This window comes from Pseudoalteromonas sp. R86517 (assembly GCF_042466295.1).
GTDB lineage: Bacteria > Pseudomonadota > Gammaproteobacteria > Enterobacterales > Alteromonadaceae > Pseudoalteromonas > Pseudoalteromonas atlantica.
In genome coordinates this window covers 3,081,098-3,099,193 of sequence record NZ_JAXHCB010000001.1, presented here as the reverse complement: position 1 = coordinate 3,099,193, position 18,096 = coordinate 3,081,098, and the positions used below count along the sequence as shown (strand labels likewise).

21 protein-coding genes are annotated in these 18,096 nt (G+C 42.4%); 17 read left to right on the top strand and 4 right to left on the bottom strand.

From position 1 onward, the window contains the following. Nucleotides 1–44: 44 nt before the first annotated feature. Nucleotides 45–503: an EVE domain-containing protein gene (locus tag SJY38_RS14010; RefSeq protein WP_377110220.1), complete on the bottom strand. Its 459-nt coding sequence runs from the start codon at nucleotides 501–503 to the stop codon at nucleotides 45–47. 79 nt (nucleotides 504–582) lie between these two features. Here SJY38_RS14010 and tesB point away from each other — a divergent pair, with 79 nt between their 5' ends. Beyond that, nucleotides 583–1,440: an acyl-CoA thioesterase II gene (gene tesB, locus SJY38_RS14005; protein WP_004588683.1), complete on the top strand. Its 858-nt coding sequence runs from the start codon at nucleotides 583–585 to the stop codon at nucleotides 1,438–1,440. 196 nt (nucleotides 1,441–1,636) lie between these two features. Here the strand turns inward: tesB and plsB are convergent, their stop codons facing one another. Further along, nucleotides 1,637–4,075, bottom strand: a complete 2,439-nt coding sequence (gene plsB, locus SJY38_RS14000) for a glycerol-3-phosphate 1-O-acyltransferase PlsB (RefSeq protein WP_029773518.1) — start codon at nucleotides 4,073–4,075, stop codon at nucleotides 1,637–1,639. A gap of 413 nt (nucleotides 4,076–4,488) precedes the next feature. Here plsB and rpsJ point away from each other — a divergent pair, with 413 nt between their 5' ends. The 11 genes from rpsJ to rpsQ are packed head-to-tail and all read left to right on the top strand — an operon-like array spanning nucleotide 4,489 to nucleotide 9,455. Continuing rightward, a complete protein-coding gene (gene rpsJ, locus SJY38_RS13995; protein WP_002957900.1) occupies nucleotides 4,489–4,800 on the top strand; it encodes a 30S ribosomal protein S10 in 312 nt (103 codons plus the stop codon). Between the two features lie 27 nt (nucleotides 4,801–4,827). Then, a complete protein-coding gene (gene rplC, locus SJY38_RS13990; protein WP_004588685.1) occupies nucleotides 4,828–5,463 on the top strand; it encodes a 50S ribosomal protein L3 in 636 nt (211 codons plus the stop codon). Nucleotides 5,464–5,480: 17 nt separating this feature from the next. After that, complete coding sequence (gene rplD / locus SJY38_RS13985) at nucleotides 5,481–6,086, top strand: 50S ribosomal protein L4 (protein WP_004588686.1); 606 nt, start codon at nucleotides 5,481–5,483, stop codon at nucleotides 6,084–6,086. Continuing rightward, nucleotides 6,083–6,385 (top strand): 50S ribosomal protein L23, encoded by a 303-nt coding sequence (gene rplW, locus SJY38_RS13980; protein WP_004588687.1) that lies wholly within the window; start codon nucleotides 6,083–6,085, stop codon nucleotides 6,383–6,385. The genes rplD and rplW overlap by 4 nt, the downstream gene beginning before the upstream one ends. Before the next feature lie 17 nt (nucleotides 6,386–6,402). Further along, the gene (gene rplB, locus SJY38_RS13975; protein ID WP_004588688.1) at nucleotides 6,403–7,227 is read left to right on the top strand and encodes a 50S ribosomal protein L2; all 825 of its coding nucleotides are present in this window, start codon (nucleotides 6,403–6,405) and stop codon (nucleotides 7,225–7,227) included. Between the two features lie 15 nt (nucleotides 7,228–7,242). Further along, nucleotides 7,243–7,521, top strand: coding sequence for a 30S ribosomal protein S19 (gene rpsS, locus SJY38_RS13970; protein WP_004588689.1), 279 nt, complete (start codon nucleotides 7,243–7,245; stop codon nucleotides 7,519–7,521). Nucleotides 7,522–7,535: 14 nt separating this feature from the next. Further along, the gene (gene rplV, locus SJY38_RS13965) at nucleotides 7,536–7,868 is read left to right on the top strand and encodes a 50S ribosomal protein L22 (protein WP_004588690.1); all 333 of its coding nucleotides are present in this window, start codon (nucleotides 7,536–7,538) and stop codon (nucleotides 7,866–7,868) included. An 11-nt stretch (nucleotides 7,869–7,879) separates the two neighbouring features. Then, complete coding sequence (rpsC, locus tag SJY38_RS13960; protein ID WP_004588691.1) at nucleotides 7,880–8,581, top strand: 30S ribosomal protein S3; 702 nt, start codon at nucleotides 7,880–7,882, stop codon at nucleotides 8,579–8,581. 12 nt (nucleotides 8,582–8,593) lie between these two features. After that, a complete protein-coding gene (gene rplP, locus SJY38_RS13955) occupies nucleotides 8,594–9,007 on the top strand; it encodes a 50S ribosomal protein L16 (protein ID WP_002957890.1) in 414 nt (137 codons plus the stop codon). Further along, complete coding sequence (gene rpmC / locus SJY38_RS13950; RefSeq protein ID WP_004588692.1) at nucleotides 9,007–9,198, top strand: 50S ribosomal protein L29; 192 nt, start codon at nucleotides 9,007–9,009, stop codon at nucleotides 9,196–9,198. The genes rplP and rpmC overlap by 1 nt, the downstream gene beginning before the upstream one ends. Then, the gene (gene rpsQ, locus SJY38_RS13945; RefSeq protein ID WP_004588693.1) at nucleotides 9,198–9,455 is read left to right on the top strand and encodes a 30S ribosomal protein S17; all 258 of its coding nucleotides are present in this window, start codon (nucleotides 9,198–9,200) and stop codon (nucleotides 9,453–9,455) included. Before rpmC ends, rpsQ begins: the two co-directional genes overlap by 1 nt. Before the next feature lie 326 nt (nucleotides 9,456–9,781). On the opposite strand, the gene SJY38_RS13940 is transcribed toward rpsQ, so the two are convergent. Continuing rightward, the gene (locus SJY38_RS13940) at nucleotides 9,782–10,318 is read right to left on the bottom strand and encodes a helix-turn-helix domain-containing protein (protein ID WP_286743767.1); all 537 of its coding nucleotides are present in this window, start codon (nucleotides 10,316–10,318) and stop codon (nucleotides 9,782–9,784) included. A gap of 181 nt (nucleotides 10,319–10,499) precedes the next feature. Between SJY38_RS13940 and SJY38_RS13935 the strand changes: the two genes are divergently transcribed. Next, the gene (locus SJY38_RS13935; protein ID WP_286743764.1) at nucleotides 10,500–10,973 is read left to right on the top strand and encodes a hypothetical protein; all 474 of its coding nucleotides are present in this window, start codon (nucleotides 10,500–10,502) and stop codon (nucleotides 10,971–10,973) included. Nucleotides 10,974–11,086: 113 nt separating this feature from the next. Next, the gene (locus SJY38_RS13930; RefSeq protein WP_286743762.1) at nucleotides 11,087–11,683 is read left to right on the top strand and encodes a hypothetical protein; all 597 of its coding nucleotides are present in this window, start codon (nucleotides 11,087–11,089) and stop codon (nucleotides 11,681–11,683) included. A 30-nt stretch (nucleotides 11,684–11,713) separates the two neighbouring features. Here SJY38_RS13930 and SJY38_RS13925 read toward each other — a convergent pair whose 3' ends face one another. Next, nucleotides 11,714–13,345, bottom strand: a complete 1,632-nt coding sequence (locus SJY38_RS13925; protein ID WP_055255156.1) for an endonuclease — start codon at nucleotides 13,343–13,345, stop codon at nucleotides 11,714–11,716. 306 nt (nucleotides 13,346–13,651) lie between these two features. On the opposite strand from SJY38_RS13925, the gene SJY38_RS13920 reads away from it, so the two are divergent. The 3 genes from SJY38_RS13920 to SJY38_RS13910 are packed head-to-tail and all read left to right on the top strand — an operon-like array spanning nucleotide 13,652 to nucleotide 18,004. Next, nucleotides 13,652–15,463: an assimilatory sulfite reductase (NADPH) flavoprotein subunit gene (locus SJY38_RS13920; protein ID WP_054983363.1), complete on the top strand. Its 1,812-nt coding sequence runs from the start codon at nucleotides 13,652–13,654 to the stop codon at nucleotides 15,461–15,463. Between the two features lie 60 nt (nucleotides 15,464–15,523). After that, nucleotides 15,524–17,221 carry an assimilatory sulfite reductase (NADPH) hemoprotein subunit gene (cysI, locus tag SJY38_RS13915; RefSeq protein WP_024031990.1) on the top strand — a complete coding sequence of 566 codons (1,698 nt, stop codon included), beginning with the start codon at nucleotides 15,524–15,526 and terminating at the stop codon, nucleotides 17,219–17,221. 42 nt (nucleotides 17,222–17,263) lie between these two features. Then, nucleotides 17,264–18,004 carry a phosphoadenylyl-sulfate reductase gene (locus SJY38_RS13910; protein ID WP_273609826.1) on the top strand — a complete coding sequence of 247 codons (741 nt, stop codon included), beginning with the start codon at nucleotides 17,264–17,266 and terminating at the stop codon, nucleotides 18,002–18,004. The last annotated feature ends 92 nt before the right edge of the window (nucleotides 18,005–18,096 follow it).

Genomic DNA, 18,096 nt, shown 5'->3' with positions numbered 1-18,096 from the left:
TTAATGATTAGCTACTATTACAGCTTGATATTTGCTTACTGAGCTTAATTGCTCATGGCTATTATTTGCTCCCAGTCGTTTTGTGTGACTGGCATTACCGAAAGACGGCCTGCTTTTTTAAGGGCTAATTCGGTAATTGCCTCGTTAGCTTTAATGTCTTTTAAGCTTACGCGTTTGTTTAAATGGCTTTTATAGGTTACTTCAACTACACACCAGCGTGGCTTGTCGGGCGTGGCTTTCGCATCGTAATAGTCACTATTTAAATCAAACTGAGTTGGGTCTGGGTAGGCTTCTTTAGTAACAGTGGCTATACCCACAACGCCTACTTGTTTGCAGCTAGAGTGGTAAATAAATACTAAGTCACCCAATTTTATATCGTCACGCATAAAGTTACGTGCCTGATAATTACGCACGCCTTCCCACAGGGTGGTTTGTTGCGGCGCTGTTTTTAAGTCATCAATCGAAAAAGCATCGGGCTCAGTTTTAAATAGCCAATAATTGATAGCGTTACTCATTTAGTTAGATTTACATAGCTGCATTGTATAGTATCATTAGCTTATCTGGGGATTGAGAGAACAGCAAATGAGCCAAGTATTAGATGATTTATTATCGTTATTGTCACTTGAAGAAATTGAACAAGGTTTATATCGTGGGCAGAGCCAAGATTTAGGGTTTAGAGCGGTATTTGGTGGTCAAGTAATGGGGCAGGCGCTGTCTGCTGCAAAAGAAACGCTACCAAAAGGACGTGTTGTTCATTCATTACACTCTTACTTTTTACGCCCCGGCGACGCCGCAAAACCGATTGTTTACGACGTAGAAACCATCCGCGATGGTAAAAGCTTTAGCACCCGCCGAGTAAGCGCTATTCAATACGGTAAACCTATTTTTTATATGACTGCGTCGTTTCAGGGTGAAGAAGAAGGCTTATCGCATCAAGCAACCATGCCTAATGTACCGCCACCAGAGGAGCTTCGCTCGTCGCTAGAGTTTTATCAAGAAAACGCCCACCACATACCCGAGGTGATCCGTAATAAGTTTATACGCGAGATGCCTATTGAAATGCGCCCGGTTACTTTTCATAACCCGTTTAAGCCAGAGGTTATTGAGCCCGTAAAGCACATTTGGATTAAAGCCAATGGCGATATGCCCGACGATCAACGCATTCATAATTACTTATTAGCGTATGCCTCTGACTTTGAGTTTTTACCTACGGCATTACAGCCTCATGGCGTATCGTTTATGCAGCCAAATATGCAAGTGGCAACGATTGACCATGCTATGTGGTTCCACCGCCCATTTAGAATGGACGATTGGATTTTATATACCATAGACAGCCCAAGTGCTAGTTCTGGGCGAGGCTTGGTAAGAGGCCAGTTTTTTGACCGCCAAGGTAATTTAGTCGCATCAACGATTCAAGAAGGGGTGATGCGCCAGCGTTAATTTGATTAGACTTGCTGGCAACAGACTGGCTGTTAAGCGCAAATTAGCAGTGCTTTCGCTAAAGGTTTTACCAAGAGATAAGCGCCTCTATGTAGCGTTGCTGTTTAATAACTAAACGTACAAAAAAGCCTCAACATGTTAAATGTTGAGGCTTTTTTAATGGTGTTTAATTAAAGCTTAAATTATAACAGCTCGGCTAATTACATTGATCTTGCACTATGTCGCTAACCGATTGCCATATACGCGCAGGTAATAAGGTTTTTAAGTACATGTATATTTCACACAGTTGTGTACTACCGTGAATACCATTTTCACCTTCAGTAATTAGCAGCTCACCGCGTAAATTATCAATAAAGCTTACCAGTACTTTTTTATCAAAAAACTCCGGGGTTTTAATGCCGTGTAAGGTGCCTAAACGGTTCGCCAGTACTTGGCTTTCACGCTCTAGTTCGGCTTTTTCAATTCCGTTACTGGTTTGAATAAAGCCCACAACAATGGCATAACGTTGCAACGTAAAGCTAAGCGACCTTCCTAGCATTTCAAGTTTGGCTAATGAATCATTCGTGTTAGTAACATGAATGGTATCGCCATCAAGCTCAATTAAGTTTTGATCGCTAAAGTTAGCCAAAATACGGCTTATGTAGTTTTCATCTAGCGGCTGTAAATACCATTCTTTTGCAAACAGAGGGTAAAAAGCAGAAACAAGCTTTTGGCATTGCTCAACCGTACTACTGTGTTGCTTAAATAAGTGCAAAGCAATAAGGCTTGGCACAGCAAATAAGTGCAAAATATTATTACGATAATAGTTAAACAGGGTTTTTTCTTTATCGTTAATTGCAATAATTTCGCCAAATTCATCGCTAATAACATCAAATTTATTAAGCTTAATGGCGTGTGTTAATAGTTGCTCTGGTGTTTCATCGGGGGCCGTGACTTTATCGCTATAGCTTGCATCGCGTTGTAGGCGTAAGTAAAAATCTAGTTGCGCTAATAGCTTAGGCTTACTTAACGCGTGTTTGTCGTTAACTAGCAAAATCATAGCCAGTAAATTCACAGCGTTAAGTGCTGCGGCATTATTAATTTTTACCATTACTTGGTCGGCCAATGCGGCTACTTGAGGGCCTAGCCATTGCGGCTTTTGCACATCGGTAGGGTGTATTGCATCGCGCCAATCAGGTTGGTTGTCGTTTAAGTATTGGTTTATAGAAATAGGGTCGCCAAAGTTTAAGTAACCACGGCCGTAATTTTTAAGGTTTTTAATGGCTTTAAAAATACCAAAAATGGACTCGCCTTTTTTATCTTTACCGGCAAGCTCTTTTAAGTAGGTATTGATTTCCATTACATGCTCATAGCCAATGTATACCGGCACAATAGAAACCGGGCGGTCTATGCCACGTAGCATTGCTTGCAATGTCATCGCGAGCATACCGGTTTTTGGCGGTAGTAATCGGCCTGTACGGCTGCGCCCGCCTTCAGTGTAAAACTTAACTGAGTAACCTTTAATAAATAGCTGGCTTAAATATTCTTTAAATACAGCTGAGTAAAGTTTATTACCGGCAAACGAGCGGCGGATAAAAAACGCCCCTGAGCGGCGAAAAATACCACCGGCAGGGAAAAAGTTAAGATTAATGCCCGCGGCAATATGCGGCGGCACCAAACCTTGATGGTATATAGCATAGGTAAGTAACAAGTAATCCATGTGGCTGCGATGACACGGCATATAGATTATCTCGTGACCCTTATTTGTTAGCTCATGAATCTGCTCGGTGTATTTTATATCTATACCGTTATAAAGCTTAGTCCACAGCCACGTTAAAATTCTGTCGCCTACACGTATCATTGCCTCAGAGTAATTAGCGGCAATTTCATCTAGTAGTTTTAATGCGTTTTGACGGGCTTCTGTTTGGCTTATTCCTTTTGACTTTGCTTCATCTTGAATCGCTTTTTTTATTGTCGGCGAAGCCAAAAGCGAGTTAAATAATTGCTCGCGCGAAGGCATTTTAGGGCCCGTAGCGGCCAGTTTTTGGCGTTTAAAGTGCACACGAGCAACACGCAATAGTTTTTGTGGTAGCTCATTTACGTCGGCTTTTTCGTTCACGATAAGTGATAAATCGAGTGGCTGGCTAAAGCGAATAAAGTTATCGCGCCCAGAAAACAGCACAACAAAGAATTTTCTAAACCAACTAGGCGTAAGAGAGTGGGTAATTAAGGTACGAATACCTGGCTTTTCCTTACCTGGGTCGCGCCCCCATAAAATAGTTACCGGCACCACTTGTACATTCTTTTGCCCGCTATTTAATAAATGTTCAACTATTTGCTTACCCTGCGATAAAGCGGCGGTCGGTTTAGCGGTATCGCCAAATAAAGGTGGCGGATTTTTAATACCAATAAAGCGTGCCAGCTCTTGGTTTCCTAACGTTTGATATTCGCATGGGTTAGGCAAACCATGCTTTTTACATACATTAGTAAGCGCGGCTAAATCGAAACGCGAATTTAAACGTACTATATAAAAAGTAGGGTGTTCAGGATTAAGGTCATATTGTTCTATTGGGCTTTGGGGAAGGACCTTACTTTTTACCAAAACACGGCTTACGCAGCTAGTAAGAAAATTCAAACAATAATTTAATAAACGCATCGACTCACCATATTGAGAGTATTAAAAGCAAAATTAGCGCATAGGATACCATAATATCTATAAAATCCTGTAATTTGCGTAATCGGTTAAATTATAAACATAAGACTAATTTGGTGCTGAGCAGTTCAATTATAGCTATAAATAACCAATGGCGGTTATTTGGGCAGCCTTACACCCGTAATTAATTTGCAATTAGTTGTTGCATTTATCACCAATATCACTATAATACGCAGGCTTTCAAGATTCCTCTGGAACTTGAAGGGATAAATTAAGCTTGGATTTCAAGCTAATAAACAGGAGTTCCGATTTGGAACTCATCGTAGATATAAATCAACAACCGGCATCTTAATTATTAAGATTGTTTCGGTCGTTTTTTTATGCTCTTTAAATGCTCTTTATATTGAGGTTTAAGAATGTCAAATCAACGCATTCGTATTCGCCTAAAAGCTTTTGACCACCGTTTGATTGACCAATCAACGGCGGAAATCGTGGAAACTGCGAAACGCACAGGCGCACAAGTACGTGGTCCAATCCCACTACCTACACGCTTTGAACGTTTTACTGTACTAACTTCACCGCACGTAAACAAAGATGCGCGTGATCAGTACGAGATCCGCACCCATAAACGTCTGATCGACATCGTAGAACCAACTGACAAGACTGTTGACGCATTAATGCGTTTAGATCTTGCTGCTGGTGTTGATGTTCAAATCAGCCTGGGTTAATCGAAAGATTAGAGAGGTTATAGGAAAATGGCATTAGGTCTAGTCGGTCGTAAAGTGGGTATGACACGTATCTTCACTGAAGATGGTGTATCTATCCCTGTGACAGTTATCGAAGCGACTCCTAACCGCATTGCTCAGATCAAATCTGACGCAACAGACGGTTATAACGCGCTTCAAGTAACCGCAGGCACTAAAAAAGCAAGCCGTGTAAACAAAGCAGCAGCGGGTCATTTCGCTAAAGCTGGTGTTGAAGCGGGTCGCGGTCTGTGGGAATTCCGCCTAAATGGTGGTGAAGGCGATTTTGAAGTAGGCGCTGAGCTTACTGTTGAATTATTCAACGAAATCAACAAAGTTGACGTAACCGGTACTTCTAAAGGTAAAGGTTTCCAAGGTGGTGTTAAGCGCTGGAATTTCAGCATGCAAGACGCTACTCACGGTAACTCTCTATCTCACCGTGCTCCTGGTTCAATCGGTCAAAACCAATCACCTGGTAAGGTGTTTAAAGGTAAGAAAATGGCCGGTCATATGGGTGCTGAGCGTGTAACGACTCAAAACTTAGAACTAGTTCGCGTTGACGCTGAGCGTAACTTGCTTTTAGTTAAAGGTGCAGTACCTGGCGCTATCGGCGGTGACGTTATCGTTAAACCAGCTGTTAAAGCATAAGTCCTGGAGATTTAGTGATGGAATTAGCAATTAAAGACGCTTCTGGCGCTCTTGAAGTTTCTGAAGCTACTTTTGGACGTGAGTTTAACGAAGCATTAGTACACCAAGTAGTTGTTGCATACGCAGCAGGTGCTCGTCAAGGTACTCGTGCTCAGAAGACACGTTCTGAAGTAAGCGGTGGTGGTAAAAAACCATGGGCTCAAAAAGGTACTGGCCGTGCACGTGCTGGTACAATCCGTAGTCCAATTTGGCGTTCAGGTGGCGTTAGCTTCGCAGCTAAACCACAAGACCACAGCCAAAAAGTAAACCGTAAAATGTACCGCGGTGCGATCAAAAGCATCTTATCTGAATTAGTTCGTCAAGAGCGTTTAATCGTTGTTGAAAGCTTTGGTCTTGAAGCACCAAAGACTAAAGAACTAGTTTCTAAGCTTAAAGAACTTGAGCTTAAAGATGTTCTTATCGTGACTGAAGAAGTAGATGAAAATCTTTTCTTATCGGCACGTAACCTGTACAAGGTTGACACGCGTGATGTAGCTGGTATCGATCCTGTAAGCTTAATTGCTTTCGACAAGGTACTTATTACAGCTGCTGCTGTTAAGCAACTTGAGGAGGCGCTAGCATGATCCGTGAAGAACGTCTTTTAAAAGTGATCCTTGCTCCACATATCTCTGAAAAAAGCACAATTGCTGCTGAAGAAAACAATACTATTGTTTTTAAAGTAACAAATGACGCAACTAAAGCTGAAATTAAAGCAGCAGTTGAGAAGCTTTTTGAAGTAGAAGTAACGGGTGTTCGCACACTTAACGTTAAGGGTAAAACAAAACGTACTGGCATGCGTTTCGGTCGTCGTAGCGACTGGAAGAAAGCTTACGTTACTCTTAAAGAAGGTAGCGAGCTAGACTTTGTCGGCGGCGCCGAGTAATAAGGGGAGTTAGAATTATGGCACTTCAAAAGTGTAAACCAACTTCTGCGGGTCGTCGTCACCTAGTTAAAGTGGTTAACCCAGATTTACATAAGGGTAAACCTTACGCACCACTATTAGAGAAAAACTCTAAATCAGGTGGTCGTAATAACAATGGTCGTATTACGGTTCGTCATATCGGTGGTGGTCATAAGCATCATTACCGTTTAATCGATTTTAAACGTACTAAAGATGGCATTCCAGCCACTGTTGAGCGTTTGGAATATGATCCAAACCGTAGCGCAAACATCGCTCTTGTATTATATGCAGACGGTGAGCGTCGTTACATTATCGCACCTAAAGGCTTAAAAGCTGGCGATGCAATCCAGTCTGGTGTTGATGCACCAATCAAGCCTGGTAATGCATTACCTATGCGTAACATGCCTGTAGGTTCGACTGTTCACAACGTAGAATTAAAACCAGGTAAAGGTGCTCAAATCGCACGTTCTGCTGGTGCATACGTTCAAATCCTTGCGCGTGATGGTCAATACGTAACATTACGTCTTCGTTCTGGCGAAGTACGTAAAGTACAATCTGATTGTCGTGCAACGCTAGGTGAAGTAGGCAATGCTGAGCATATGCTTCGTTCACTTGGTAAAGCAGGTGCAAATCGCTGGCGTGGTATTCGTCCGACAGTTCGTGGTGTTGCCATGAACCCGGTAGATCACCCACACGGTGGTGGTGAAGGTCGTACATCTGGTGGTCGTCATCCTGTGTCTCCATGGGGTAAGCCTACTAAAGGTGCTAAGACGCGTAAGAACAAGCGTACGGATAAATTTATAGTACGTCGTCGTACTAAGTAATATTGAGGAATAGCCATGCCACGCTCTCTCAAGAAGGGTCCTTTTATAGACCTACACTTGCTGAAGAAGGTAGAGAAAGCTTTGGAAAGCGGTGAAAAGAAGCCAATTAAAACTTGGAGCCGTCGTTCAATGATCATACCTAACATGATCGGATTGACCATTGCTGTCCATAATGGTCGCCAGCATGTACCAGTTTTCGTTTCTGACGAAATGATCGGTCACAAACTAGGTGAATTTGCACCAACTCGCACTTACCGTGGCCATGCCGCGGATAAGAAAGCGAAGAAACGCTAAGAGGGGAATGATAAATGCAAGCATTAGCTAAACATAAATTCGCCTCTGGTTCGGCGCAAAAAGCTCGTCTAGTTGCAGATCAGATCCGCGGACTACCTGTCGATCGCGCTCTAGAAATCCTGGCGTACAGCCCGAAAAAAGCGGCTGTATTAGTTAAAAAAGTACTTGAGTCTGCTATTGCTAACGCAGAGCATAACGAAGGTGCTGACATTGATGAGCTTCGTGTAACTACGATTTTTGTGGACGATGGTCCTACAATGAAACGTATTATGCCACGTGCTAAAGGACGCGCAGACCGCATCCTTAAGCGTACAAGCCACATCACTGTTGTGGTTTCAGATAGCTAGGAGTATAAGTAATGGGACAAAAAGTTCATCCTACTGGTATTCGCCTAGGTATATCTAAACCTTGGGTTTCTACCTGGTACGCGAGTTCTAAAGATTTCTCTGATCAGCTTTTTGGCGATCACAAAGTACGTACTTTCCTTACAAAGGAATTAAAAGCGGCTTCTGTGTCTAAAATCGTTATTGAGCGTCCAGCAAAATCGATCCGCGTAACAATTCACACGGCTCGTCCGGGTGTTGTTATCGGTAAAAAAGGCGAAGACGTTGAAAAGCTACGTCAAGCGGTAACTAAGATCGCAGGTGTACCTGCTCAGATTAATATTTCTGAAGTACGTAAACCAGAGTTAGATGCACAACTAGTAGCAGACGGCATTGCCTCTCAGCTAGAGCGTCGTGTTATGTTCCGTCGCGCTATGAAGCGTTCGGTACAAAATGCAATGCGCATCGGTTCTAAAGGGATCAAAGTTGAAGTTAGCGGTCGTCTTGGCGGCGCAGAAATCGCACGTTCAGAATGGTATCGTGAAGGTCGTGTACCTCTACATACTCTTCGTGCTGATATCGACTACGCAACTTCTGAAGCCTTAACCACTTATGGTATCATTGGTGTTAAAGTTTGGATCTTCAAAGGCGAAGTTATTGGTGGTTTACCACTAGTACAAGAGCAAGAGAAGCCAGCTAAACGCGCACCAAAGAAAGCCAAGAAAAGTGCTAAGTAGAGGTAGCGAGTAATGTTACAGCCAAAACGTACAAAATTCCGTAAAATGCACAAAGGCCGCAACCGCGGTTTAGCGCAAAACGGTAACAAAGTAAGCTTCGGTACTTTCGGTTTGAAAGCTACTGGTCGTGGCCGCATGACTGCTCGTCAAATCGAAGCAGCTCGTCGTGCTATGACGCGTCACGTGAAACGTCAAGGTAAAATCTGGATCCGTGTCTTCCCTGACAAGCCGATCACAGAAAAGCCTCTTGAAGTTCGTATGGGTAAAGGTAAAGGTTCTGTTGAATATTGGGTTGCTGAAATTCAGCCTGGTAAAGTACTTTACGAAATGGAAGGTGTTTCTGAAGAGCTTGCTCGTGAAGCGTTTGACCTTGCAGCTCGTAAACTGCCATTCAAAACAACTTTCGTAACTCGGACGGTAATGTGATGAAAGCAAGCGAACTAAAAGACAAAAGCGTAGAAGAGCTAAATGCTGAACTTCTAGGACTTCTTCGTGAGCAGTTTAACCTGCGCATGCAAGCAAGCACTGGTCAGTTAGCTCAGACACACACGCTAAGAACAGTACGTCGCGATATCGCGCGTGTAAAAACAATTATTAACCAGAAGGCAGGTCAATAATGAGCGATAAAATTCGTACTCTTCAAGGCCGTGTAGTAAGCGACAAGATGGAAAAATCTTTCACTGTTGCTATCGCACGTTACGTGAAGCACCCAATCTATGGGAAATTCATCAAACGTACTACTAAGCTACACGTACATGACGAAAACAACACAGCAAAAGCGGGTGACGTAGTTACTATCCGTGAATGCGCACCAATTTCTAAGAATAAATCTTGGACTTTAGTAGACGTTGTTTCTAGTCCAAAACAAGCTTAATTTTTAAATTAAGTAAGTTTTGTAAAAAAGCCCTGGCATTAGCCGGGGCTTTTTGTTTGCGTTTAAAAAAGCTGTAAGTTTGAAGCTTTCAGTCCTCAGCTGCTCGCAGTGAAGTGAAGCGCCTTAGTTTGGGTTGAGTCTAGAACACTTGAGAAAAAAGCACGCCACGAATACGTTATAGTCCTAATTCTAATCGAAAATAATACCAATCGTGTTAAGTGATGAGGCATTTATAGCGACAGATAAAAATTTTTGATGTGCGACTGTATAGATGTTTGAGGTAGAGTAATACTGGAGTAATTGCCAAGAACAACTAAATAACAGCTCTATAATTTACCAAACCTATGCCTTTGCGAGAGTAAAGCTGCAACAATAGATATTAATATGCACACGGCAGAGCCTACCACTAAGAAGCGGTTCTCGATTCGACTGACTTGCCTTTCTCCTACAATTTGATAGGTCACATCCCCCTCAATAAAGCGTTCGCCTTGGTATTGCTGAGTGACGTTAAATGCTAAAAAGTCACCTAGCTTTGCTTGATAGGTAAAGTAGGTTTGTGGATAAAAAATTTCATATGTTGCACATAACCACGCTATCAGCCCACATATAAATAAAGTCAGGCACATAATTAAAGTGATGTTTGAGGGCTTATCTATCGCTGAATTTATAGGTAGGCATTTATCAATACAGCCTTCGCCATAGCAAAGTTTAAGCTTTTCAATTACCTCAGTTGAGGGGATAAACTGTCCATTTTCAAGCTTTGAAAGGTACGACTGTTGAATTCCAATTTCACGCGCAGCATAAGCCTGAGTCCACTTTTTATTTGCTCTAAGGCGTTTTAACTCCATTCCTAACGCTTGCATACCCTCTGCTCTTATTTGATTAGTTAAGCGTTTTATTATCGCTAAAATTAGTATTTATAAATAGTCTAAAAGCGTATATTCATGCTTATTAATATAAAGAATATTATGAATATTAATAGCTTATATTAAATTTAATAAAATATAAGGTATGCTCAATTCGATTTTAATAAGGAGATATAATATGCCGAATAAATTTACTAGCGCTATTTTAGTGCTTATCAGTTCACTGTTTTTTATCAACCCCAGTTACGCAGAGCCTGTTTTTGCAATTAAGGCCAGTATTTATAAATTACAGAATGAGATTACCGTAGATAGTAAAATAGAGCAGGCTTTAAAAAATCTAAGCCCTACGCATCAACCTCAGCTACTCACGCTATTAAATAAAAGTGCAATGATAGAAATTGGTGATGATACGCAAATGACGGCGCTTGAAGTAAAGCCTAACGCAGAGGGGTCGCACTTTAACGCTAGTTTGAAGCTAAAAGAGCAGGTTGATGGCAAGTGGGAATCTATTTCTTCCTTTATGCCGCAAATCCCAAGTGGGCAAACAGTGTATTTAAGCCGCACCTTTACAGATAAAGTATGGCTGATAAAAATTACAGGTAAACGCTACGAATCAATAGAGCGTGCAGAGCAGGCCTTAAATCAAAAGTAACGCCTGTTAATTTACCGTACAGTGTGTGGCTGCAAAAAAAGTTTAATATAAGTTTGCTGGTAAAGTGTGGCGGGCACGTTAGTATGCGCTAATAAAGGTACAAGGAGCGTAGTATGGCTAAGCAAACAGTGTTAATTATAGGTAATGGCCCCGTCGAAAAGGATGTAAGTAAAGCCCTAAACAGCTTTGATAGAGTGGTGCGCTTTAATATGTGTGCAAACATGCCTGCATACTTAGGCCGTAAATGTACTGATTTATGGCTAGTAGGGCGAGGTAAGCAAGGCGCAATGCTCTGCGTAGCGTTTCCAGATATAGATATAACGCAGCTGAAAAATGTCATGATCACTGACCCAAAACCTAACTTATATACTCAACCTTTTTATAAGCTAATTAACCGCAGGGGCTGTATTGACCATGGCGATGAAATAATACGTAAATATAGCCCGCATGCAAACGTGAGTCGAATCGCCCAGCACGATAAAACAGTATTATTAAAACACTTAAATACGTTTGGCAAACCTGCTTTTAAAGCTAAAACACCCAGTTCGGGAATGTTAGCCATTGAGCACTTTTTAAAGCAGCAAGCACAGGTGTATATTATCGGTTTTGGTTTTAAGGGCTGGAAGCGTCATCCGTGGGATTTAGAAAAGCAGTATGTAGCGTCACTTATTGCCAAACAAAAAGTACAGTTATTAAAAAGCCCCAGTTAATGCTGGGGCTAAAAAGTTATAAGCAGGCTATTACCAAATCATCTCAACAAATTCAGGGTGATCGATATACGGGTTACGATTACCTTGAAACTCATAAGCTGCTTGGTTACGGTCAAGTTCCATTTGGCTAACAGGGTCGGCGTTATGCCAGTTAAGTAGCATAGCTACCACCCAGTTTTCGAATACTTGATTGCTTGTACCATTAAGGACTGCATTACTGGCAGTTGTGTTATTTTGCCACGAGCCTATTACATTCTCGTAGCGGGTTGCCATGTAAAAATAAGCGCGAGCAAAGTCACCTTTAAACTCATCAATTGGCTCAAACACCGTACCTGAGTAATTAATAGAGCTTGCTGCTGAACCGACTTTACTACCGTTTGTTGATGTAAATGATGCGCTAGCCACTTCACCAAATGGGTAGTTACTACGTTTTGAGTTTACATAACCGTCGGTTGCATAAATGTGGTGCACGTCTGAATTCATTGGCTCATTTGTGCCGCCAAACCAGCTTTTAGGGAACGAATGCTCGCGGTTATAGCAATCTGCTTCACTGTTATAAGTACCGCACTGATCGCTCACCGCGGTGTAAGTATAACTGTCGCTACCATTTGGCTTTTCGCTATACATATCTAAAATACTGTTATCGTTTTCAAAGTATTTATCGCGTGCTGAAGAATCGTAAAAGTTCCAAATAGCCGAGTAACCTTGCGAGCTGTGATTTTTGATAATGTTATAAAGCTCAGTTTTTAATGCATAGCCAGATAAACCCTGAGTTGTTACGTAATAACCTGTTGGTGTTGGGTTAGTGCCACCGCCAGTATCACCACCAGAGCTATCGCCTAATTCAAAAGTTGTACTATCTGTGTTATTAAAACTTGCGCCACTGGCAAGTGTGGTGCTGCCCTGAGTGAGCGCATAATTACCATTACCTACGTTACAGCACATACCGTCGCCATAGCTGTCACTTATAACTAGGGTGTATGCGCCATCAGTTAAACAGAGTTGCTCATTATATTGTGTGTTAGAGGCATAACCACTACCACTGGCTACGCTGCTACCTTGGCTGTTGTTAACCACCCAGCTGGTTTCGCTGCCGTAGTTATCGGTATTAAGTGTTAAAGTAAGGCTATGGCCGTTACAGCTGCCTGAAGCGCCGCCGTCTGTATTAGGCAAAAAATTATCTACATAAACGGTTTCATTGCCATCAAAGCCGCTCATATCGTAAAAACGTAAACCAACATTAATGGTTTTATTACTGCTAGGCGTATAACTGTGGCTAATTGTTTGCCACTGGTTAGTTTGCGCTTGGTTAGAGTACCCTTGGTAGCCATCTACATACAGGCGGGCCCTTATGCCTCCTTCAGTGTGATATACATCCACTGAGAAATCATATGTTTTGCCAGCCTCCACACTGACTTGTTGTAATAAGTCGGTATTGCTTTGCGAGCCGGTGGTCACATTAATAGCCGCCGCGCTGCTTGCGTTATTTACGATACTGGTTGAGCGCGATACATTAATACCGCTATCAATTGTGGTCCACGCGTCAGGCGTATTGCCTGTCCACTGCTCAAAGCCGCCATTAGCGACATTGGCCATTGCTGGGGTGGCGGCAATCAGTAATGCCGTGCTAAGTAACTTATTTTTGTATGTCCCGTGTGACATGATTGTTCCTATTTTTTATAGTTGAGTAAATAACATACACTATCTGCACAAGGTTACAAATTTGTTAAATACAAAATTAATAAAATAGCAATAATAAGCCTTTAAGCTGTTTTTGAAGGTCTTTATATAAATTAATAACTAAATGGAATAACAAAGCAGATTCTATTCTTTTTTTCTCACCGCATAGCCCGCTATCCTGCACACTAATAAAACCTCAGCAGAGTTACTCTGGGTGAGGTAAAACTCATTTTGAACAGCGCATCATGTGGGCTGTATGTAATTTTCAGGGTTATGGGGAACAAATTCATGTTGTTAGGTCAACTTAACGCAGCGGCAAGCCCGCTATCGCAAGAGCAAGTACAAAAGCTGCAAGGCTTAGTAGCAGAACTTAATCCGATTCAGCAAGCGTGGGTAAGTGGTTACTTAGCTGCAAATGCTAATTCTGCGGCTCTTGGTGGGCAAGCGCCTACAGCGGCTGCAAGCGATGCTGCGCCACTTACTATTTTGTATGGTTCGCAAACAGGTAATGCAAAAGGTGTGGCGACTAAGCTTAAAGAGCAAGCAGAGTCGCGCGGTCTAGCTGTAAAACTTGTGAGCATGTCTGACTACAAACCTACAGCCCTGAAAAAAGAAAAGTTTTTAACCGTTGTTGTATCTACCTACGGTGAAGGTGAGCCACCTGAAGATGCTGAAACACTGTATGAATTTTTAACTACCAAAAAAGCACCTAAGTTAGATGGCGTTAAAGTCGCGGTACTGGGTTTAGGCGACTCTAGCTATGAGTTTTTCTGCCAAACAGCAAAAGACTTTGAAGAGCGTTTAAACAAACTTGGCGCAGAAACTATTTTCCAACGTGCCGACCTAGATGTTGATTACGATGATGAAGCAGCCACTTGGATCACCGGTGCACTTGATGCATTCGAACCTGATCTAAAAGCGCAGCAAGATGCTGCGGGCGGCCAAGTTGTATCAATGCCATTTGGCGCGCCAACAGCGGCAGCAAGCCAATACACTAAGCAAAACCCATTTGCGGCAGAGCTTGTTACCGTACAAAAAATTACAGGGCGCGATTCTACTAAAGATGTACGCCATGTTGAGATTTCGCTTGAAGGCTCAGACATCACCTACTTACCTGGTGATTCATTAGGCGTGTACTTTTTAAATGATGAAGCCCGCGTAGATGAGCTACTAACACACACGCAAATCGATTCAGGCACACTTGTAAAAGTGGGCGAAGAGTCATTGCCTATTCGCGATGCATTAATCGAAAAGTTAGAGCTTACTCAGTCATACCCAGGCTTTGTAGAAAAATACGCAGTTGCAACGGGCACGCCAGAGCTACTAAAGCTTGTAGAAGATAAAGCCGCTATGCGTGAGTACATTGAGCCTCGTCAAATTTTTGATGTAGTGGCACAAAACCCTGCAAAAATAGACGCACAAACCTTAGTTGATTGCCTACGTAAACTACAAGCGCGCTTATACTCAATCGCTTCAAGCCAAAGCGAGGTTGAAGAGGAAGTGCACTTAACGGTAGGTTTAGTTGAGTTTGACGCCTTTGGCAGCGAACATTTAGGTGGCTGCTCTGGTTATTTAGCACGCCGTGCTGAAGAAGGGTGTAAAGTTAAAGTATTTAGTGAGCACAACGACAACTTCCGTTTACCTAGCGATGATAATACCCCCATTATTATGGTTGGCCCAGGTACCGGTATTGCGCCATTCCGTGCATTTTTACAAGAGCGTGACTCGCGAGAAGCACAAGGCAAAAATTGGCTGTTTTTCGGTAACCCACACTTTACACAAGACTTCTTGTATCAAGTAGAAATTCAGGGTTATTTAAAATCAGGCCTATTAAGCAAAGTTGACGTTGCATTTAGCCGTGACCAAGCCGAAAAAGTATACGTACAAGACAAACTACGCAAAAACTCAAAAGAAATTTTTGAGTGGCTAGAAGCAGGAGCGCATTTTTATGTGTGTGGTGATGCAAACCGCATGGCAAAAGATGTACACAACGCCTTAGTTGATATCATCAGCGAAAACACCGGTAAAAGCTACGAAGACGCAGAGCAATATTTAAAAGACTTACGTAGCGCTAACCGCTATCAGAAAGACGTGTATTAATCACGTTTCTTATTTTATTAACAGCTAGCAGCCGTCACTGTAACAAATTTAGGATTTAAAATGAGCGAACAAGATAAAAACGTAAAACTTTCTGATAACGAACGTTTGAAAAGAGAAAGTAACTTTTTACGTGGCACCATAGAGCAAGATTTAAAAGATGAAATTACCGGCGGTTTTACAGCCGATAACTTCCAACTTATACGTTTTCACGGTATGTACCAGCAAGATGACCGCGATATACGCCCTGAGCGTGCAAAGCAAAAGCTAGAGCCGCTGCACAATGTAATGCTACGTGCACGTATGCCTGGTGGTATTATCAAGCCTGAGCAATGGCTAGCAATTGATAAATTTGCCGATGAAAAAACAAGCTACGGCAGTATTCGTTTAACAACACGTCAAACGTTTCAATTTCATGGTGTATTAAAGCCAAATATTAAAGGCATGCACCAAATGCTTAATAGCGTTGGCATTGACTCTATTGCCACCGCAGGCGATGTAAACCGTAACGTACTATGTACGACTAACCCTGTTGAGTCAGAGTTACATCAAGAAGCGTATGAGTGGGCGGCAAAAATATCTGAGCATTTACTTCCAAAAACGAAAGCATACGCTGAAATTTGGTTAAATGGCGAAAAAGCAGAAACTACAGAAGAGCCAATTTTAGGTTCTAACTACCTACCGCGTAAGTTTAAAACCACGGTTACCATTCCGCCTAACAACGAAGTTGATGTGCATGCGAATGACTTAAACTTTGTTGCTATTGCTGAAGATGGCAAGCTTGTTGGCTTTAACGTACTTGTAGGTGGTGGCCTAGCTATGACCCACGGTGATACGGCTACGTATCCGCGTAAAGCTGACGACTTTGGTTTTATTGCCCTAGAAGACACCTTAAAAATTGCTGAGCACGTTGTATCAGTGCAGCGCGATTGGGGTAACCGTTCTAACCGTAAAAATGCAAAAACTAAATACACCCTAGACCGTGTTGGGTCTGACGTATTTAAAGCGGAAGTAGAAAAACGTGCCGGTGTAAGCTTTGCACCAAGCCGCCCTTATGAGTTTACTCACCGTGGCGATCGTATCGGTTGGGTAGAAGGCATTGATGGCAAGCACCACCTTACGCTATTTATACAAAGCGGCCGTATTTTAGACTACCCAGGTAAGCCATTAAAAACAGGTTGTCGTAAAATTGCAGAAGTGCACCAAGGCGATATGCGCATGACGGCTAACCAAAACTTAATTATTGCCGGTGTGCCTGCCGATCAAAAAGCAGTCATTGAAGAAATTGCCCGTAACCACGGCCTAATTGATGACAAAGACACTGAGCAACGTAAAAACTCAATGGCGTGTGTAGCATTGCCAACGTGTCCGCTTGCTATGGCCGAAGCTGAGCGTTACTTACCAAGCTTAATTGAAAAAACCGAAGCACTACTTGCTAAGCATGGCATACCTGATGACAGCATTATTATGCGTGTTGTAGGTTGTCCTAACGGTTGTGGCCGCGCAATGCTTGCAGAAGCTGGTTTAGTAGGTAAAGGCCCTGGTAAATACAACGTTTACCTAGGTGGTAATTTAGAAGGTACACGCATTCCTAAACTGTACCTAGAAAACGTAGGTGAAGATGTTTACCTAGACGCGTTTGATAAGCTGATTGGCCAGTGGGCAAGTGAGCGAAACGACGGTGAATGTTTTGGTGACTTTGTTATTCGCAAAGGCATTGTTGCTGAAGTAAAAGTATCAGTAACCGATTTTCACGCTTAATTAAATACCCACGCGGAGCGTGGGTGAGGTTTAAAATTGACCATGAGTGAATTTAAAAACATATTACAGCTTGATAAGCAAAGCCAAGCGGCATTGCTTGCAGATGCAAACGGCATACTTGCACCAATGAGTGCGGAGCAGCGTGTTGCATGGGCACTAGAGAACTTACCCGATACAGCTTTTTTATCATCAAGCTTTGGTATTCAAGCGGCGGTCATGCTGCATTTAGTAACATCTCAGCGTCCTGATATTCCTGTGGTATTAACCGATACGGGTTATTTATTTCCAGAAACGTATCAGTTTATTGAGCAAATGACAGCGCGCCTATCACTTAATTTACAGGTGTATAAAGCTGAGCTAAGCCCTGCATGGCAAGAAGCTAAATACGGTAAGTTATGGGAACAAGGCGAGGACGGTATTAAGCAATATAATCAGCTTAATAAAGTAGAGCCCATGACCCGCGCATTAAAAGAAATTGGTGCCGGTACCTGGTTTAGCGGCCTGCGCCGTGACCAATCGTCGACCCGTGCAGATAAACGGTTTGTTGAGATAAGCCGAGGTACGGTAAAAGTGTACCCGATTATTGAATGGTCAAACCGCGATGTATATCAATACCTTACCAAGCATGATTTACCTTACCACCCATTATGGGAGCAAGGTTATGTGTCGATGGGTGATGTGCATACTACGCGTAAACTTGAGCCAGGTATGAGCGAAGAAGAAACGCGCTTTTTTGGTTTAAACCGCGAATGCGGGCTGCATATTGACGGCGATGGTATTTAAAAAAAGCGAATGCTAAACAACTATTTAAACGCAACTTAGGTTGCGTTTTTTATTGCAAAAAAATTGCCTGATTAAGTATTTTTTATTAGACT

Coding starts and splice junctions, on each gene's coding strand:
- rpmC (WP_004588692.1), top strand. CDS start 9,007: ATGAAAGCAAGCGAACTAAAAGACAAAAGCGTAGAAGAGCTAAATGCT.
- rpsJ (WP_002957900.1), top strand. CDS start 4,489: ATGTCAAATCAACGCATTCGTATTCGCCTAAAAGCTTTTGACCACCGT.
- SJY38_RS13930 (WP_286743762.1), top strand. CDS start 11,087: ATGGCTAAGCAAACAGTGTTAATTATAGGTAATGGCCCCGTCGAAAAG.
- rplV (WP_004588690.1), top strand. CDS start 7,536: ATGCAAGCATTAGCTAAACATAAATTCGCCTCTGGTTCGGCGCAAAAA.
- SJY38_RS13925 (WP_055255156.1), bottom strand. CDS start 13,345: ATGTCACACGGGACATACAAAAATAAGTTACTTAGCACGGCATTACTG.
- rpsS (WP_004588689.1), top strand. CDS start 7,243: ATGCCACGCTCTCTCAAGAAGGGTCCTTTTATAGACCTACACTTGCTG.
- rpsQ (WP_004588693.1), top strand. CDS start 9,198: ATGAGCGATAAAATTCGTACTCTTCAAGGCCGTGTAGTAAGCGACAAG.
- SJY38_RS13940 (WP_286743767.1), bottom strand. CDS start 10,318: ATGCAAGCGTTAGGAATGGAGTTAAAACGCCTTAGAGCAAATAAAAAG.
- SJY38_RS13935 (WP_286743764.1), top strand. CDS start 10,500: ATGCCGAATAAATTTACTAGCGCTATTTTAGTGCTTATCAGTTCACTG.
- rplB (WP_004588688.1), top strand. CDS start 6,403: ATGGCACTTCAAAAGTGTAAACCAACTTCTGCGGGTCGTCGTCACCTA.
- rplW (WP_004588687.1), top strand. CDS start 6,083: ATGATCCGTGAAGAACGTCTTTTAAAAGTGATCCTTGCTCCACATATC.
- cysI (WP_024031990.1), top strand. CDS start 15,524: ATGAGCGAACAAGATAAAAACGTAAAACTTTCTGATAACGAACGTTTG.
- SJY38_RS13910 (WP_273609826.1), top strand. CDS start 17,264: ATGAGTGAATTTAAAAACATATTACAGCTTGATAAGCAAAGCCAAGCG.
- plsB (WP_029773518.1), bottom strand. CDS start 4,075: ATGCGTTTATTAAATTATTGTTTGAATTTTCTTACTAGCTGCGTAAGC.
- rpsC (WP_004588691.1), top strand. CDS start 7,880: ATGGGACAAAAAGTTCATCCTACTGGTATTCGCCTAGGTATATCTAAA.
- tesB (WP_004588683.1), top strand. CDS start 583: ATGAGCCAAGTATTAGATGATTTATTATCGTTATTGTCACTTGAAGAA.
- rplD (WP_004588686.1), top strand. CDS start 5,481: ATGGAATTAGCAATTAAAGACGCTTCTGGCGCTCTTGAAGTTTCTGAA.
- rplC (WP_004588685.1), top strand. CDS start 4,828: ATGGCATTAGGTCTAGTCGGTCGTAAAGTGGGTATGACACGTATCTTC.
- rplP (WP_002957890.1), top strand. CDS start 8,594: ATGTTACAGCCAAAACGTACAAAATTCCGTAAAATGCACAAAGGCCGC.
- SJY38_RS13920 (WP_054983363.1), top strand. CDS start 13,652: ATGTTGTTAGGTCAACTTAACGCAGCGGCAAGCCCGCTATCGCAAGAG.